General features: G+C 43.4%; 14 protein-coding genes. All 14 read left to right on the forward strand.

The genetic code is table 11. From position 1 onward, the window contains the following. Positions 1–237: 237 nt before the first annotated feature. The 14 genes from QZL64_RS05465 to nrdG all read left to right on the forward strand — a co-directional run bounded on the left by QZL64_RS05465 (position 238) and on the right by nrdG (position 18,013). Positions 238–513: a thioredoxin family protein gene (locus tag QZL64_RS05465; protein ID WP_021840994.1), complete on the forward strand. Its 276-nt coding sequence runs from the start codon at positions 238–240 to the stop codon at positions 511–513. Positions 514–698: 185 nt separating this feature from the next. Then, a complete protein-coding gene (locus QZL64_RS05470) occupies positions 699–1,928 on the forward strand; it encodes an aspartate kinase (protein WP_021840995.1) in 1,230 nt (409 codons plus the stop codon). A 226-nt stretch (positions 1,929–2,154) separates the two neighbouring features. Continuing rightward, on the forward strand, positions 2,155–5,067 hold the full coding sequence (locus QZL64_RS05475; RefSeq protein WP_021840996.1) for an insulinase family protein: 2,913 nt from the start codon (positions 2,155–2,157) through the stop codon (positions 5,065–5,067). A 162-nt stretch (positions 5,068–5,229) separates the two neighbouring features. Then, positions 5,230–6,633: an MATE family efflux transporter gene (locus QZL64_RS05480; RefSeq protein ID WP_021840997.1), complete on the forward strand. Its 1,404-nt coding sequence runs from the start codon at positions 5,230–5,232 to the stop codon at positions 6,631–6,633. A gap of 171 nt (positions 6,634–6,804) precedes the next feature. Next, positions 6,805–7,248, forward strand: a complete 444-nt coding sequence (locus QZL64_RS05485) for a hypothetical protein (RefSeq protein ID WP_021840998.1) — start codon at positions 6,805–6,807, stop codon at positions 7,246–7,248. Between the two features lie 72 nt (positions 7,249–7,320). Then, positions 7,321–8,505: a hypothetical protein gene (locus QZL64_RS05490; RefSeq protein WP_021840999.1), complete on the forward strand. Its 1,185-nt coding sequence runs from the start codon at positions 7,321–7,323 to the stop codon at positions 8,503–8,505. A 26-nt stretch (positions 8,506–8,531) separates the two neighbouring features. Further along, on the forward strand, positions 8,532–10,076 hold the full coding sequence (locus tag QZL64_RS05495) for an LptA/OstA family protein (protein ID WP_021841000.1): 1,545 nt from the start codon (positions 8,532–8,534) through the stop codon (positions 10,074–10,076). A gap of 109 nt (positions 10,077–10,185) precedes the next feature. Then, entirely contained in the window at positions 10,186–11,052 is an 867-nt protein-coding gene (gene galU, locus QZL64_RS05500; RefSeq protein WP_021841001.1) for a UTP--glucose-1-phosphate uridylyltransferase GalU, read from the forward strand. Positions 11,053–11,203: 151 nt separating this feature from the next. Next, positions 11,204–11,743 (forward strand): hypothetical protein, encoded by a 540-nt coding sequence (locus tag QZL64_RS05505; RefSeq protein WP_021841002.1) that lies wholly within the window; start codon positions 11,204–11,206, stop codon positions 11,741–11,743. Positions 11,744–11,888: 145 nt separating this feature from the next. After that, positions 11,889–12,413, forward strand: coding sequence for a biotin transporter BioY (locus QZL64_RS05510; RefSeq protein ID WP_021841003.1), 525 nt, complete (start codon positions 11,889–11,891; stop codon positions 12,411–12,413). 25 nt (positions 12,414–12,438) lie between these two features. Then, on the forward strand, positions 12,439–13,569 hold the full coding sequence (locus QZL64_RS05515; RefSeq protein WP_021841004.1) for a thiolase family protein: 1,131 nt from the start codon (positions 12,439–12,441) through the stop codon (positions 13,567–13,569). Then, positions 13,562–15,016, forward strand: coding sequence for an AMP-binding protein (locus tag QZL64_RS05520; protein WP_021841005.1), 1,455 nt, complete (start codon positions 13,562–13,564; stop codon positions 15,014–15,016). Before QZL64_RS05515 ends, QZL64_RS05520 begins: the two co-directional genes overlap by 8 nt. A 201-nt stretch (positions 15,017–15,217) precedes the next feature. After that, a complete protein-coding gene (nrdD, locus tag QZL64_RS05525; RefSeq protein ID WP_021841006.1) occupies positions 15,218–17,368 on the forward strand; it encodes an anaerobic ribonucleoside-triphosphate reductase in 2,151 nt (716 codons plus the stop codon). A 147-nt stretch (positions 17,369–17,515) separates the two neighbouring features. After that, positions 17,516–18,013 (forward strand): anaerobic ribonucleoside-triphosphate reductase activating protein, encoded by a 498-nt coding sequence (nrdG, locus tag QZL64_RS05530; protein ID WP_021841007.1) that lies wholly within the window; start codon positions 17,516–17,518, stop codon positions 18,011–18,013. Positions 18,014–18,114 lie beyond the last annotated feature (101 nt).

The raw sequence follows: 18,114 nt of genomic DNA on the forward strand, positions 1-18,114 counted from the left end.
ATAACAGCGTAAACGAAAGCTATTAGGGGTTGTAACGAAATTGAGTTTTTAGCTCATGTTTTGCTTACAACCCCTTTTTATTGCGTGTGCGTCTTTTATCGCGCTGAAGTAGATTTGCATTATTAAGAACCGGAAGCTTTTGATAGCAAGTGATTTTGAAATGCGAAGTCAGAAAGTTTTTAGATTATTAATACTACGTTATATTGTATATAATGAAAGGAGAGAAAGGAGAGGCCTATGATTTCAATCGTGCAGTACGGTTCCGACACATGTCAGCCTTGTGGCGCTTTAGAGACGAAGCTGGGCGCTTGGGTGAAGGAACAGGAAGGTATTGAGTACAGCTATGTATCGGTGGAATTAGAGCCGGCTAAGGCGGCTCAGCAAGGTGTTTTCACGGTGCCGGCCATTGTTGTGTATATGGATGGCAAGGAAATTACACGTCGCGCCGGTTATTTCAGCCTCGATGAGCTGTTAGCTCAGGTTGAAGATATTAAGACCAGAATAGAAGGCTAATCAAGGAGGGAGAACCATTGCGGTCGGTGTAAAATCGGCTGAAATGTATGTGGACTCAGTACTTTTTTAGTGAACTTGTCTTTAGATGAAGATTAAAGGCTTTTATGCTTTACACAAAGAGCCTTTTTATGATAGAGTATCTTTATATATTTTATAGTATTTTTAGAGATAAAGAGGGATGCATAGTGGCGTTAATTGTTAAGAAGTTCGGTGGCAGTTCTGTGGCTTCACCGGAGAAAATTTACAATGTAGTCAACCGCGTTTTGCGTGACAAACAGCCGGAAGACCGCGTTGTAGTCGTTGTATCGGCTATGGGCGATACGACTGATGACTTAGTGTCATTAGCACGCGCTGTTACATCGAGACCGTTTGGTCGCGAAATGGACCGTCTGTTATCGACAGGGGAACAAGTATCCATTGCGTTGGTGGCTATGGCATTTATGGAAAAAGGGCAACCGGCCGTTTCCATGACGGGCGCTCAAGCCGGTATCTTGAGCAGTGATAATCACGGGAAAGGTCGCATTTTGACAATCGATCCGAAACGTGTATTTAAAGCCCTTGATGAAGGTAACGTAGTGGTTGTTGCCGGCTTCCAGGGGATTACCGATTGTGGTGATATTACGACTCTCGGACGTGGTGGTTCCGATACGACAGCCGTTGCATTAGCGGGGGCAATGCAGGCGGATGTATGTGAAATCTTCACCGATGTGGAAGGGGTGTATTCGACCGACCCTCGAATTGCACCGAATGCGGTTAAATTGGATGAAATTACGTACGGTGAAATGCTTGAAATGGCTCGCTTGGGGGCGGGTGTTATGCAGCCTCGTGCCGTAGAAATGGGTAGCCGTTACGGCGTGCCGATTCATGTACGCTCTACATTCAGTGACAATGAGGGAACCATTATTCGGGAGGACTATACAATGAAAGCAAATGAACATGTAATCCAAGGCGTGGCTGACGATACCAATGTGGCGAAAGTTTCAGTGGTAGGCGTTGAAAATAAACCGGGCATTGCCCATCATATTTTCCAAAGTTTGGCAGATAAAAATGTTGATGTGGATATGATTGTGCAGAGCATTCGTACTGTGGAAGATCAGAAGACGGATATCGTATTCACCATTACATTGGATGATGTCGTATTGGCTCGTGAAGTGTTGGACGGCCTTAAAGCGGAAACGAAGATGGAAGAATATGTCATTAATGAAAAAATGGCCAAAGTATCCATCGTCGGTGCCGGTATGCTTGGTGAACCGGGCGTAGCTGCTCAGATGTTCGGCATTTTGGGCGAAGAAAATATTAATATTGAAATTATCAGTACCTCTGAAATCAGCATTACTTGCTTGATTGCGGAAGATCGCGTAAAAGATGCGATTCGTGCTATTCATGATAATTTAGTTATCGGCAATCGCGGTTAATAGTGTTCAATAGCAATTATTAGCGCGGCTGTCAGGGCTTATTAAACTTATCAATAAACAGACTTTCTTAGGTTATATAGAAGTAACCTAAGAAAGTCTGTTTTATTTTGAAAATCTTACTCATCTTTAGTATAATATAAATTGTGCACAGTTTATTTGAGTGCCCGAGAAGTTAATTATTATCAATTAATTGCTTAATATAAAATAATGATAAAGGAGTTTTTCTATGAAAGAACAAAATATCTATAGCGGTTTTAAAGTAGAGCGCATTGAGACTGTTCAGGAAATCAGCGGCACAGCTTATTTGCTTCGCCATGAGAAGTCCGGCGCCCGTTTATTATACATTGATGCGGACGACACGAATAAAGTGTTCTCCATTTCTTTCCGCACACCACCTAAGGACAGCACCGGGGTGGCCCATATTATGGAGCATTCCGTACTTTGCGGGTCACGTAAATTCCCTTTGAAAGAGCCATTTGTAGAGCTCGTTAAAGGCTCCCTTAATACATTCTTGAATGCTATGACCTATCCGGATAAAACGATGTATCCCGTGGCCAGCAAGAATGACAAGGATTTCCATAATTTAATGGATGTGTACTTGGATGCTGTTTTTTACCCACGCGTAGCGACTGACAAAGAAATCGTCATGCAAGAAGGTTGGCATTATGAATTGGATAATGCGGACGATGAATTGACCTATAAAGGCGTTGTATACAACGAAATGAAAGGTGTATATTCTTCGCCGGATTCCATTTTGGAAACCCACATGATGGCGGATTTATTCCCGGATACGACCTATGGCGTTGATTCCGGCGGTAATCCTGATAATATTCCTGATTTGACCTATGAAGATTTCCAAGGTTTTTACAAAAAAAATTATCATCCGTCCAACAGCTACATCTTCTTGTACGGCAAAATGGACATTGAAGCACAATTAAAGTTCATCAACGATGAATATTTGCAAAACTTTGATGCCATTACGGTTGATTCCGAAATTACCTTGCAAAAACCATTTGCTGAGGGTAAAGTAACAGCCTACCCGTACAGCATTGGTACGGAAGAGAGCGAAAGCGGCAAGACTATGCATGCGCTTACCTATGTAATGCCGGAAATATCTGTTGTGGACAGCTTAGGGCTTGATATTTTGACCCATGCCTTATTGACTTCGCCGGCAGCACCACTTAAGGAAAAACTCGTTAAAGCCGGTGTAGGCAGCGATATTAGCGGTTATTTCTTAGATAGCGTTCGTCAGCCGATTTGGAATGTAACGGTTAGCGGTTCTGAAATGAAGGAACAGGCGCGCGTTCAGGAATTGGTGGAATCGGAACTTGCGCGACTTGTGAAGGAAGGCCTTGATAAGAGCTTATTGGAAGCATCCCTTAATATTACGGAATTCGCTTTGCGCGAAGCTGATTTTGGGGGTCGTCCGATTGGTTTGGCTTACGGCATTCGCGTTATGGATCAGTGGAATTACGACAAAGATCCGATTCAGGCATTGCGTTACGAAGAGGCGTTAACACAGTTGCGTGAAGGACTTACGAACGGTTATTTTGAAGAGTTAATCGAACGTGGCTTGCTTAAGAATCAGCATAAAGCTCTCGTTTCTATTTATCCGGAAAAAGGTTTGCAGGAAAAGAAAGAAGCAGCGGAACGTGCTCAGCTAAAAGAAATTAAAGCTAACATGACCGAAGCTGAAATCGAAGCGATTGTGGCACAGACAAAAGCCCTTAAAGCATGTCAGGCGGCACCGGATTCGGAAGAAGCGTTGGCTACCATTCCATTATTGGAACTCAGCGATTTATCGCCTAAAGTAGAACGAGTGGAACGTATCGACAGCAAACTGGGGGATGCGAACTTGCATTTCGTGCCGACTCAGGCTAAAGGGATTAACTACACCAGCTTCTATTTCCATTTAGATTGCCTTGATGAGTCTGAATTGTTCTATGCTAACTTGTTGAGCGATCTTATTTCCCGCGTGAATACTACCGAGCATGATTACAACGAAATTGCCAAGGAAATTAATATGAACCTCGGCGGTTTCAGTGCGAGCATCTCCGATTTCACGAAATATAATCAGCGCGATGCGTTTACGCCGTTATTTATCGTACGAGCCAAAGCGTTACATTATAAATTGGATGCTTTGGTACGCATTGTGTCTGAATTGGTTACGAAGACTGACTATGCCAATGTAAATCGTTTGACCGAGCTCATTAAAGAAACGAAAGCTATTTGGGATACCGATGCATTCCGTCGCGGTCATACCATTGTAATGAATCGTGTCATTGCTCAGATTTCGGAACTCGGTAAATTCCGCGATGCCGCTAACCTCGGTTATTTTGAACAGTTGGCAGCGTTAGCCGCTGATGAAAAAGCCCTTCAAGAGTTGCCTCAAAAATTGGCAGCCGTAGCGGCTAAATTGTTCCGCCCTGCTAATGTGGACATTAACTTTGTCGGGGAAGCTCATGAATTTGAAGTTTTCAAAACATTGCTTACGGAAGTATTGCCACAGTGGCCGAATGAAGCTGTTGAAGCTAAAGGGTTGAAACTTACGAAGGAATATGTTAACGAAGGTATTGTTACCTCCGGTAAGGTTCAGTACGTAGCCCAAGGCGGTAACTTCCGTGACCACGGCTTCAAACCGAGCGGTGCTATGAAGGTGTTGGAAGTCATCTTGCGTTATGATTACTTGTGGACGCGTATCCGTGTTCAGGGTGGGGCTTATGGTGCCTTCGTAAACTTCTACAACAATGGTAACTTTGTACTTTGCAGTTATCGCGACCCTAATTTGACGGAAACATTGAAAGTATACAGCGAGCTCAGCGAATATCTTGCGAAATTTGATATTTCCGACCGTGAAATGCGTAAGTATATTATCGGTACCATGAGTGGTCTCGATATTCCGTTGACGCCGGCTTTACGCGGACCGCGCGCTATGAGCGAATATTTCGGTGAAGCAACGCCTGAAGATGCGGAACGTTTGCGCGAACAGGTAATTGCGACCCGTCAGAGCGATATTAAGGCTTTGGCTGAAGTGGTAGCTTCGGTTATGAAAGATAGTCATATCAGCGTTATGGGTAACGAACAAATCATTAAAAAAGCAGGCGATATCTTCACTGACATCATTTCGTTGCCTCAATAAGACAAATTAAGACTTATAGTCGGTCTATGAGAATTGACGAATCCTGTGTATAATTAAATGCGAGTTAATAAACACTCCTAGGCAAGGGCCTTGACCTCTGTTTAGGAGTGTTTTTTTATAGCGAGAGGTTTTTAACAGGGTTTTTGAAAAAGAGGAGTTGTCATGTTATTAGGACTAGCGGGACGATTTGGGATTGATTATATTTTGCCGCCGGCGAAACGTTTGGGACCGGTGCCGACAACAAAAGAAATTTATAAAGAATATATTGATGTAGCTTGGCCGGCTACGATGCAGGGGTTGTTGTTGCAACTTATGACAGCCATCAATTTGGCTATGGTAGGAGCTCTTGGAGCCGATGCTTTGGCGGCCGTAGGGATTATGAGTCAACCGCTTATGGTGATGCTCGTTTTTGTCCGTTCCGCAGCGATTGCGATTACAGCCATTGTGGCAAGACGCAAAGGGGAAGAGGATTATGAAACGATGAACTCCGTACTAAAACAAGGGGTATTATTGACCGTATTGTTTTACGTGCCTTTGTTGTGTATTTGTTTTTATCTGTTAAATCCTATTTTAACGTTTGCCGGAGCTCAGGCTTCTTATATTGATGAGGCCGTTGCCTATGGTCAATTCATCATTATCGGGCTTTTCTTTTCGGCCTTAGGTGTTATGCTGGGGGCGGCATTAATCGGCGTGGGTAACACGAAGGCTATTTTTAAAGCTAATGCCATCGGTAATGTGCTTAATGTAGTTATGAGTTTTACCTTGATTTACGGTCTGGGACCGATTCCGGCGCTTGGCATCAAAGGAGCCGGGATAGCCACTATGACGAGCTACACCTTAATCTTCTTTCTTTTGTTATATGCAATTCATGCGAAAGACTCCCATTTGTCGTGGCATCGGGGCAGTTGGAAATTCAATCGTGAAATCTTACAGGGTATTTATTATATCGGTGGCAGCTCTTTGGGTGAGCAGGCTTTTGAACGTTTTGGTATGTTTGCGTATACCAAAATGGTGGCGTCATTAGGTGTAGTGGCGTTGGCAACACATCATATTTGTATGAATTTGATTGATATTTTTTACTATTTTGCCATGGGTTTAAGTTATTCCGGTGCTTCTTATACGGGGCAATCGTTGGGGAAAAAACGACCTGACTTAGCCGAGGCTTACGGCAAAATCGGTGTTCGCATCGCTCTTATTATTTCGGTAATCGGCTTTGTTTTGTATTTTGGTTTACGCAATGTAGTATTTGATATTTTCACCCAAGATAGGTTGGTTTGGCAGCTGGGGGCGGATATTATGATTCTCATGGCTTTTGCCAGCTTCCCGCAGGCTTTGCAATTAGTATATTCCGGCGTCCTTAAAGGGGCGGGCGATAATTTCTATGTTATGAAATATTCGCTCTTTGTTATTGCTATTTTCAGACCGATTATTACATATCTCCTTTGTTTTACTTGGGGATTCGGTCTGTATGGTGCATGGATAGCTCTTTTAATTGATCAGAGTATGCGTACGGCATTTTCCGGTTGGCGTTTTAGAAGTGGTGTATGGCAGCATATAAAAATTTAGACATAAGTATAATGCACTTTAAAATAGAGTGTATTAGCATATAAAAAAATGATGAATTATAAAATGAATGGCGTATTTACGGCGCTTATACAAGGACAAAGGCTTTGATTTGTGATATAATAACATCAGTATAAACCGCTAATTATGTATACGATAGAGGAGGACATAGATATGAAAAAGAAATTATTGGCAACGGTTATGGCCGTTTCCATTGCAACACTTTCTACCGGTGCATTAGTAAATACGACGCAAGCATTCAGCTTGAATTTAGGCAGCATTTTAAAAGTCGGCGGCGTGGGCATCTTAGTTGATCGCTTCGGCGGCCAGATTAATGATTTTTTAAATAAAATTTTAGCTCAGAATAACTTGAGCACTACTTATACGACTAAGGTTGTGCCGATTGTCAGTGTAGGTACGAACGGTTACATCGGGGCGGCTCAGGTAACGGGTCCTGCTTCCGAAGTAGAGCGCGTTGAAGCGGTAGCTCAGTTGGAAGCCAGCTTTAATAATGTAGCTCGTGTAAAAGGTTTAGTGCCTATCGACAGCAAGAACCCTGTTAATGCATCCCGTATTCAAGGGGTTGGCGTATCCGCTATTATTGACCTCAAAATTTAATCATATTGTTTAATACGCATTGAGGCGAATAGCATTCAATAATAGGTTAAGTCTTGTTTATTTGGAGGATGTATGAAAAAACACATGCTTACGTTGGCGGTAGCAGCGCTTATGACCGGTCAGGTATGGGCGGCTCCGGAAACCGTATTAGAGAAAACCGATGCCTTAGAAAATACAGTATATGGTTCCACGCAGGTTGGGGCTTTAGTGGATCGTGTGCAGCAGATTAGTCAGACCGTTTATGGTAGAGATTCTTCCGGTACTTTAAATTCACAAGTTGATTCCTTGTATAATTCCATCGATGGCAATACGCGTGGTAAAGTATCGGTAAGTCAAGAATTATCCATGTTGGAATGGCATTACCAGAATAAAGTGGGCAACGGTTCCTTAGTTTCTCGTGTGGAACAATTGGAACGCAGTGTAACCGGTCGTATCAGTACCGGTGCCTTGGACACACGAATTAATGCCTTAGCCAAAACGATTAACGGAGCACCTTTGAAATTGACGTCTCAAGTAGGCTCGGCACCAAGCACGGAAGTATTTGCCGTAACTTTGAATACGCCGATTAATACGGCTACCAGCAAACTGGGTGATACTTTCAGCTTTACCGTGTCGGAAGATCTGATGGACGGTAATATCTTATTGGTACCGGCAGGTACTGTTGGGGAAGGTCATATTTCCGAACTTAAAAAAGCCTCCTCTTTTGGTCGTAACGGTAAATTAGATTTGATGTTTGATAAAGTTCCGGCATTGGATGGCACTGAATTTACAGCTATTCAAGGGGAAGAAGCAAAAGCTCGTACGCAGCAGGAATTGAAAGCAGCCGGCGCCTCTGTAGCCGGTGCCGTATTATTGGGTCCTGTCGGTTTAGTAGGCGGTTTCTTTGTAAAGGGTAAGAATATCGACTTGCCTGTAGGGGCTACAATTTATGTGCAGCCACAAGAATTGGTAACCGTACAGGGGATTGTCGTAGGCGGTGATGGCCAGGCTCATAATTCCAGCGATCCAAGTTCCCAAGATTCCTATGATGACTATACATTAGGTGATGCATCGGAACCGGTAACCTTAGTTCCGGCCGACTCTTATGAAGACGAAGATACACCGGTGAAGGTAGTGGAAGAGTCCGATGATTCAGCGGCAACGGTAGAAGATGGCGATTCTGAGGACAATGGTGAAGTGGAAGAAGCAAGTGCTGACACTGCGGATCAAACGAATGTATCACAATCACAACCAATAATTGTTGTAAAACGCAACTAATCCAGTGAAGATGAGGTAGGTAAAAGATGGTAATGAAAAAGGCTAAGTATGCATTGGGTGCCGCTTTAGTCGCTATGCCTTTATTAGCCGTGCAGGCGGCCGATAATAGAGGCCTTGTTTATGAAAATGCTCAAGATGTTGCAACCGATTCCAATCCGGTAACCATCGCTAATATGGGCGAGTCCGATGGCGGTCTTATTCGTGTAGTCCGTCGCGGTAAGCCGGTGACCACGGTAAATGACAGTGAGTTACCTGTTAAAGTTGATGCGGACAGCATGTATTACAGCAGTGCTACCGGCAATGTTGTGGCTGTCGGTAAAGTAGATGCTTATCAGGGCAGTCGTGAAATTCATAGTGAAAAGCTGTTAGGTAATACTAAATCCCAAGAGTATACGACGGATGGTGAGTTTCATTACCTGGAAAATAAAGGGGCCACTAAGGACTTACGGGGCCAAGATTTAGTATTTAACAGCGGCACTAATGCTATGACGGCACCTGATGTTATCGGCTATGTAGAACCATACTATGTGAAAGCTGAAAAAGCAGAATTCGACGGTAATCAGGGCCTTATTACCAAAGGCTGGGTTACTACCAAACATGCTATGGCCTATAAAGGTGTGCCCGATTATCGTATTGAAGGCAGCACCATTGAAGTGTATCCGGGGGATAAAGCCATTATTCATGATGCCAAGCTGTTTATTAAAAACGGTAAAATCATGAGTACGAAGAAATATGTAGTATCCCTTCGCAATGATCGTCAAGGTCAATTTAGTGTGTTTGACTTGATTCCAAGACCGACGTATTCCAGCGACGATGGTTTCGGCTTGAAGGGCGGTCTTAAATATCCGGTTGGTGATGACGGTGAATTGTTCTTCCGTTATCAGTGGATGACCAAGGAAGGCTTTAAGCCAAGTTACGGTTATCGTCATTACTTGCCTTGGGGCGTTGCTACGGTCGGCGTGAGCCGTGAATCGGCCACTTTAAATGCCCGCACCGTTTGGGTAGAAAAGAAACCGGAATTCTCCGTATATACCAATGTGTACCATATTGGCGATACGCCGTTTACTGTTCGTGGCGGTGCTACGGCCGGTTATTGGAAAGAAGATTACATCAAGGGCAGTCACTACATGTACTTTGGTGAAGTAAGCCATGATACAATTAAATTGGCTAAAAATGCCAATTTACGTTTCTTTGCCGGCTATCAGCGTGATTACTATGGCTATAACGACCATATTCGCAGCATGCCGTACTGGGGCGGTAATACGAATTGGCGAATAAATTCACGAGTTAACGTATTTGCCGGTTATCGTCAGAATAATATTGATCCGAAAGATAATTCGCCATATCCGTTTGACCGTGAAGACATTCTTCATAACTTTACGGTGGGGGCTTCCTTCCGCCTGACTCGTTTGGATACATTTACGATTACTACGAAACGTGATGTACAGTCCGGTGAGTTGCGTTATGTAGACTATACTTGGCATCGTGATATGCACTCCTTTGAAGGGTGGCTCACATATCAGTCTAAACAGAAAAAATGGTCTTATACGGTAGTTGCTAAAGATTTCTAGTAATTGAACGAAGTATAGATGTTTTAGGTTATGAAGCTGTGCCCTATGGCATGGCTTCATAATTACTCTTAATCATTATTATGACGGAAAAAAGTGAGGTCTTTCAAACATGGGCAAAGTACGCAAAGCTATTATTCCGGCCGCCGGCTTCGGTACACGTTTTTTACCGGTGACCAAAGCACAGCCTAAAGAAATGTTACCGATTGTTGATACACCGGCGATTCAATATATTGTGGAAGAAGCATTGGCTTCCGGTATTGAAGAGATTTTAATTATTACGGGGCGCAATAAACGAGCCATTGAAGATCATTTCGATACCAGTGTTGAATTGGAACAGTTGTTACAGCAGCAGGGCAAGAAAAAACAGTTGGCCATGGTTCGTTCCTTGGCGGATATTCGGGTTCACTTTATTCGTCAAAAAGCACCGCGTGGATTGGGTGATGCCATTCTTTGCGCCAAAGCTTTTGTAGGCAATGAACCGTTCGCCGTATTACTGGGTGATGATGTGGTATATAACCCTGAAAAACCTTGTTTAAAGCAATTAATAGATTGTCATGAGCGTATGGGTGGCACGATTCTTGGCACTCAGCGCGTACCGGAAACAAAGGTAAGTTCCTATGGTATCGTAGCAGGGCATGAAATTGAGCCTCATATTTATAAAGTGGATGGCTTGGTTGAAAAACCGTCACGCGATTTGGCACCATCTAATTTGGCTGTCTTGGGGCGTTATATTTTGACACCTGAGATTTTTGGGGTGTTGGAAAATACTCCGCTTGGCGCCGGGCGTGAATTGCAGCTTACCGATGGCCTTGCCGCATTGCAGAGTGACGTATATGCCTTAGAATACGAAGGCCGTCGCTATGATATAGGTGACCGCCTTGGCTATTTGGAAGCCACCGTGGAATATGGCTTGCGCAGTGAACATTGCAAAGATTCATTCCGTACCTATTTACAGGAATTGATTAAAACATTGTAACAAAAAGCCTTTTTCAAAGTAAGTACTTCACAGCTTTTGAGTACACTTTGGGAAAGGCTTTATTTGTTAACAATGAGAATGGCGCGTAGTTGACGAATAAGCATGAATTTAATATAATTTTAAGTAGATTTGCGAAAGAGGGGGCTCCAAAATGCGTGAGTTATTTAAGGCTATGATTGAAGCTGATAAAGAATTACCCCGTTCAATGGTGATTGCGCAATTAAAATGGCAACGTTTGGCAGAGCCGGCGGAGCACACCGAAGTTCGTCAGAACGGTGAGTGGTATGAAACTGAGCTGGTAAGAGGCAATGAAGCGCTTACGGTACTATTAAAAGTTTTAACGCCTGATTCAATTCCGGTGAAGCCGAAACCGGCGAAGGCGGATTATCAGATACCGACTGATGTTGTGCCTTGGCGAGCATTCAATCGATCTGAAATTTTAGAATTTGTAACGGATGTAGAAGATCATAACAGCATTCATCAGCAGGAAAATGCCATTGTGTCGGGCTGCCAGATTTTGGAGGCCATGGCGGCGTATTTAGCTGAAACTGTAGGGACGGATGTGACAGCTGTGAAGATTCGATTTCGTAGGCCTACCTTTGTAGATGAGACAATTGTTTTACAAAGATCAGGTCGCACCATCCAAGGTTTTACTGCGCATCGACCGGTGTTTACCTGCAGCTACAAGTAGGTTGCGTTTTCCTTACTTTGTGGTGTGGCTTCATTTTTTTTAAGAGTGTTATTTTTATTTGATGAGTAGCTTAACATTAAACTGTAGTTAAGCCAATACACTCATATTTTTGTGATTATTATTTTAGTTTGTGAGGTTGTTTATTATGTCAGATACTCGTAAATTGACCAAAATGGCGTTACTCGTAGCGTTGACCTGTGTGTCCGCTTATATTTCATTCCCAATTCCGTTTTCACCGGCCATGGTAACGGCTACCACTTTGGTATTATGCTTAATCGGATTTTTATTACCACCAAAGGAAGCCTTTATTACTATTTGTGTGTATTTATTATTGGGCATTATCGGGGTGCCGGTATTTTCCGGCGGTACCAGCGGTCTTGGTAAAATCCTAGGCCCTGCCGGCGGTTACTACATCAGTTATCCGATTGCCTATACTATTCTCAGTATGCTTAAAGGTAAAACGCCGTCTTTCTTCAGTTATTTTTGGCGTTCCGCCGTTATTACCATTCCGATTACGTATATTTTCGGTATGATTGGTGGCATGATTGTAACCAATATCGGACTTGAAGCAGCCATAGCGGGGTATGTGTTGCCGTTTATCCCCGGCGACCTTATTAAATGTGGCATTGCTGCTTGGTTAGGTATGAAAGCGGTTAAATTGAATATCTAAGAGACAATTTCTCGTTGGAGGCATTATGAAAACACAACAAACATTGTCTCCGGTGTACATAATGGGCGGCCTTAGGACGCCCATTGGTTCTTATAAGGGGCAATTTAAATCGATAAAACCAGAAATATTGGGGGCTCGTGTCTTAGATGCGTTGTATGAACAGTATCCTGACGTGGCTGAAATCATCTGTGGCAATGCGGTCGGCACCGGCGGTAACATTGGCCGGTTAACGGCCTTAAATTCTCGTTATGGTGAAAAAACACCGGCCTATACGGTAGATATGCAGTGCGCCTCGGCCGGTGCCGCAATTATTCAGGGCTTTCGCGCGATTCGTAGCGGCATGGCGGATTGCGTGCTGGCCGGCGGCACGGAGAGCAGCTCCTTACAACCCCTCAGGACCTATGCAGCGGGGGATGACAGAATAGGTGAATATATGGTGGCTCAGTTTTCACCACAGGAGAATGATGCGCAGGCTATGTTAAAAGGGGCACAACGAACCATCGAAAAGTATGATGTGAGCAAAGAAGAGTTGGATTATTGGAGCTTGCGGAGCCAACAAGCGGCCGGGCGAGCTCGTGATGAAGGCTTGTTAGCGCCCTATGTGTTAGACATGGGGCGAGACTATGTGGATGAAAGTGTGCGACCCGGACTGTCACAACGCTTATTGAATCGCATGAAGCCTGTTTTGGGACCGGGAACCTTGGTGACGGCCGGCAATGCTTGTTTTACTCATGACGGAGCGGCTTTTGTAGCCTTAAGTAATGAAGTAGGCCCTTTTAAGTTGGTCGACGCCATTACTTTTGGCGGTGATCCTTTATATAGTCCTGAAGGGGCGTGGCAGGCAACCGAACAGCTTCTAGCCAAAACGGGACTCACCATGGATGATATTGATGCGGTGGAATGGAATGAGGCCTTTGCGGTGATTGATGTGCTCTTTGAGCGCAATTATAAGGCCTATGTGGATCGTTACAACCAATTGGGCGGTGCGTTGGCCTATGGTCATCCATTCGGCTGCTCGGGAGCGATTATTTTGCTCCATTTGATGGCTGCCTTAGAGTACTGTAACGGTAGATATGGGATTTGTGCTATTGCCGGTGCCGGTGGTATGGGGACGGCCATGCTTATTGAACGAATGGAGGCTGTTTGTGATGCGTGAAAAAAATTTAACAACCTTCTCTCAGGCCGTTGAGTTGAATGACCCTAAAGTTGCTATGAAGGGTCTTTCCTTTTGGGAACGTCTCGATTATATGGCTCAGAATTATCCGAATAAGTTGGTTCTGGTTGTAGATGACGCAACGTACACCTATGAAATGCTGAATAAGGGGATTCGTGAAGTAGCCCGAGAATTGGCGAATACGGCGCAAATAGATATTTCGCAAGCAGACAGGGGGCAGGCGAATTCCGAGAAGTCTCATTCCAGGCAGGCGAATTCCGCGCAAGCTAACAATCGTATTGAGTATATCCGCTCTGATTCGGTATGGCAGCAATTCGTACAGTGGTTGGGAGCGATGAAAGCGAAACGCTTACCCATTCTATGTCATCCTGATTTAAGCGATGAACGTCTGGCACAGTTGCAAGCTAAATACGGTTTTACTATTGACCGTAGTGTCAATCCAAAAGCTGATTTCGGCGTGCTTACTTCGGGCACCACCGGTTTGCCTAAAATCTTATGGCGGCCGTTGGCCAGTTGGGTGGATTTTTTCGAAGCACAGAATAAAATCTTTAAAATCGACTTTGGTACGATTATTTTCCAACAAGGCAGTTTAAGTTTTACCGGCAATTTCAATACCCTTGTATCGGTTATCTATGAAGGGGGCACGGTGGTTACGTCGGCTCATATGTCGCCCCGTACTTGGCTGACATTGAGTGAGCAATATGAAGTGACTCATTGGTACTTATTGCCCACGAAATTGCGTCTGGTTACAGCGGTTTTACAGGATACGTTACAGTCCCTCAGAATGATTTTTACGGGATCACAAACGCTGGATGCTAAGCTACTGCATAAGCTCAAAGCTAAACAACCGCATACGGAATTTATTCTTTATTACGGCGCCAGTGAACTAAATTATATTACCTATTGCTCCAGCGAAGAGTGGTTGGCAGAACCGAACACGGTGGGCTATCCGTTTCCGGGCGTTACCGTTACGGTAGGCGTTGACAGCTTTATCTATGTAGATACACCATATGGTATAGAAGGGTTAACTTTGCCTTTTACGGTGGAAGATACGGGTTACATTAGTGATAGCGGGCGATTGATTTTTACCGGGCGGAAGCAGGCTATGATTAATCGAGGCGGTTATAAGCTGTCTATTCCGTATTTAGAGAGCCGTTTATTAGCCATTGACGGCATAACGGCGGGGGCGGTTATCGGTGTGCCGGACGAACTTCGGGGGGAACAACCGGTGGCTTTTTTAGTTAAAAACAGTAACACCCCTATACAAGATATAGTAGGTGCCATATCAGAGCGTTTACTCACCAAAGAACGGCCGAAGGATATCATTTGGCTTGATGAGCTGCCTTTGACAGCCTGCTCGAAGGTTGATATTGTGCGTTTAAAGCAATTATACCTTCAAAGTGTTGTCAAGCATGAAAATAATATATAGTATAATATATTGAAATCAGATACAAGATGTTGTATAATAAGCAAGACGAAAGCAACTGGTGACTGTAAAGTACCGGTTGCTTCCATTTATAGGTAAGTACTGGGGTATTTAACTAGGTGGCCAAATGGTCATTGCTTATTTGTCAATATCTTTTTTTATTTACATACTATATTTAGTAGTAAGTGTTAGGGAGGCTTTACCGTGTTGGAGGTAATTAAACGTGATGGCCAGAAAGTGCCATTCGATAAAACAAAAATCGAAATAGCTATCGAAAAAGCCATGAATAGCAGTACCGGTTTATATGAAGAAGGATTGGCGGGGCGTATCGCTGACGAAATCGAAGAATACGCTCATAAGATCGGCAAAACATTGACAATTTATGCTATTGAAGACCAGGTATATTACAAATTGTTGGAATACCATAATCCGGCAACGGCACGTGCTTATGAAAACTACAAAGCCGTTCAGGCTTTTAAACGTAAAGAAAATACGACTGATAAAGATGTATTTGGCTTGTTGGATCGCAGCAACACAGCATTGATTGATGAAAACTCCAACAAGGATGCAGCCATTGTTTCCACACAGCGTGACCTTATTGCCGGTGAAGTAAGCAAGGACATTGCTCGTCGTAAATTAATTCCGGCGGATATCGTGCAGGCTCATGACAGCGGCGCTATTCACTTCCATGATATGGATTACATCATTCAGCCGATGTTCAACTGCTGTTTAATTAATTTGGAAGATATGCTCACCAACGGTACTGTTATTAACGGTAAGAAGATTGATACACCGAAGTCATTCCAGGTTGCTTGTACCGTAACGACGCAGATTATTGCGCAAGTTGCTTCCGGTCAGTACGGCGGTCAGAGTATTAACGGTATCGACCGTATTTTGGCGCCGTTTGTACGTAAATCGTATGATAAGATTTTAGCCAATGTTTTGGAAGAACAGGTTGAAATCTATGACATGAAACCGAATATGGAAAAAGCGAAAGAAATTGCTTGGAAACGTACGCGCAAAGAAGTTAAAGACGGTATTCAGACTATTCAATACCAGATTAATACATTGATGACGACGAACGGTCAGGCTCCGTTTGTAACTTTGTTTATGCATTTTGACCCAAACAGCGAATATGCTAAAGAAGCGGCACTCATCGATGAAGAAATTTTGAAACAGCGCATTATGGGCGTTAAAAACGAAGCGAATGTGTATATTACACCGGCGTTCCCTAAATTGATTTATGTGTTGGATGAACACAATATTCACCCCGACGCACCATATTATTATTTAACGGAATTGGCTGCTAAATGTACGGCTAAACGCATGTATCCTGACTATATTTCCGCCAAGAAAATGAAGGAAAATTACGAAGGTAATGTTTTCAGCCCAATGGGTTGCCGTGCGTTCTTGTCTCCTTGGAAAAACGAAAAGGGGGAGTATGTATTCGACGGTCGTTTCAACATGGGCGTAGTAAGTCTCAACTTGCCACAAATCGGTATTTTGGCACGTCATAGCGAAAAACGTTTCTTTGTAATTTTGGATAAACGTTTGAAATTGGTTGAAAAAGCCTTATTATTGCGTTATGAATTATTGAAGAACGTAACCAGTGATGTATCGCCGATTCATTGGCAGCACGGTGCGATTGCTCGTCTTAAAAAAGGCGAACCGATTGCTAAATTCCTTAAAGGCGGTTATGCTACGATTTCTATGGGTTACATCGGTATGTACGAAGCAACGAAGCTTATTACGGGCGAGTCCAATACCGGTGAAAAAGGCCGTGTATTTGCCATGAAAGTCATGGATCGTTTGAACGAAGCCATTGACACTTGGAAGAAACGTCATAACATGGGCTTTGCTTTATACGGTACACCGGCTGAAAGCCTTACAAATCGCTTCAGCTCTTTGGACCGCGCCCGTTTTGGTGAAATCGAAGATATTACTGATAAAGGTTATTACACAAATAGCTATCATGTAAACGTACGGGAAGAAATTAATGTATTTGATAAGTTTGCATTCGAATCGGAATTCCAGAAAAAGTCGACCGGCGGTTGCATTTCTTATGCGGAAATTCCGAATATGACCAACAATATTCCGGCCGTATTAACTATGATTAAATACATTTACGATAATATTTCCTATGCGGAATTTAATACAAAATCAGATTATTGTCATGTTTGCGGTTTTGACGGTGAAATTAAAGTCAACGATAACAATGATTGGGAATGCCCACGTTGTCATAACACGGACCGTGATAAATTGACAGTAATCCGCCGTACTTGCGGTTATTTAGGTGAAAACTTCTGGAATGAAGGACGTACTAAAGAAATTAAAGACCGAGTAATGCATATTTAACACTCAAAAACAGGTCATGATTTCATGACCTGTTTTTTGTTTAGATTATTTAATTTAGGTAAGAATATTTTATTTAGGTATATGAGAATGATTGTGCCGAAGTAACAATTATTTTTAAATTTGAGCAGGTAGAGGAGGCGAGCCGTAATGAATTATGGACAAATTCGCAAATTAGATATTGCCAACGGAAACGGTATCCGCACGTCTATTTTTGTTACCGGTTGCACACATAAATGTTTTAATTGTTTTAACGAAGAATACCAAAACCCACAGGCAGGGAAGCTTTGGACCGATAAGGAAACGGCAGAAGTACTTACTTACGTGAGCGATCCGAATGTATCGGGCCTTACCTTGCTCGGTGGCGAACCGTTTCAAAACGTGGACGGTTTGTTGCCGGTTGTGAAAAAGGTGCGTGAAACGGTGCCTGAAAAGGATATTTGGGCGTACTCCGGTTATACCTGGGATGAGCTCATCGCTTGCCCGGCTAAACGACAGTTATTGGAACAATGCGATATCTTAGTGGACGGCAAATTTGTGGATGCTTTACGCGACCCAAGCTTGCGGTTCCGCGGCTCGAAGAATCAACGTATTATTGATGTGAAAAAGAGCTTGGCTCAGGGCGAAGTTGTTATCGCCATGGACTAATGAAAAAGAGCTTGATTCAGGGCAAAGTTATTTGGTTATAGACGGATCAAACAAGCTGAAATATGAAATTGGAGTTATAGGACAAAAAGTGTGTGTAAAAA

Source organism: Veillonella sp. CAG:933, from assembly GCF_000431435.1.
In the GTDB taxonomy this organism is placed as follows: Bacteria; Bacillota; Negativicutes; order Veillonellales; family Veillonellaceae; genus Veillonella_A.

Coding starts and splice junctions, on each gene's coding strand:
- QZL64_RS05465 (WP_021840994.1), top strand. CDS start 238: ATGATTTCAATCGTGCAGTACGGTTCCGACACATGTCAGCCTTGTGGC.
- QZL64_RS05475 (WP_021840996.1), top strand. CDS start 2,155: ATGAAAGAACAAAATATCTATAGCGGTTTTAAAGTAGAGCGCATTGAG.
- QZL64_RS05480 (WP_021840997.1), top strand. CDS start 5,230: ATGTTATTAGGACTAGCGGGACGATTTGGGATTGATTATATTTTGCCG.
- QZL64_RS05485 (WP_021840998.1), top strand. CDS start 6,805: ATGAAAAAGAAATTATTGGCAACGGTTATGGCCGTTTCCATTGCAACA.
- QZL64_RS05490 (WP_021840999.1), top strand. CDS start 7,321: ATGAAAAAACACATGCTTACGTTGGCGGTAGCAGCGCTTATGACCGGT.
- QZL64_RS05495 (WP_021841000.1), top strand. CDS start 8,532: ATGGTAATGAAAAAGGCTAAGTATGCATTGGGTGCCGCTTTAGTCGCT.
- galU (WP_021841001.1), top strand. CDS start 10,186: ATGGGCAAAGTACGCAAAGCTATTATTCCGGCCGCCGGCTTCGGTACA.
- QZL64_RS05505 (WP_021841002.1), top strand. CDS start 11,204: ATGCGTGAGTTATTTAAGGCTATGATTGAAGCTGATAAAGAATTACCC.
- QZL64_RS05510 (WP_021841003.1), top strand. CDS start 11,889: ATGTCAGATACTCGTAAATTGACCAAAATGGCGTTACTCGTAGCGTTG.
- QZL64_RS05515 (WP_021841004.1), top strand. CDS start 12,439: ATGAAAACACAACAAACATTGTCTCCGGTGTACATAATGGGCGGCCTT.
- QZL64_RS05520 (WP_021841005.1), top strand. CDS start 13,562: ATGCGTGAAAAAAATTTAACAACCTTCTCTCAGGCCGTTGAGTTGAAT.
- nrdG (WP_021841007.1), top strand. CDS start 17,516: ATGAATTATGGACAAATTCGCAAATTAGATATTGCCAACGGAAACGGT.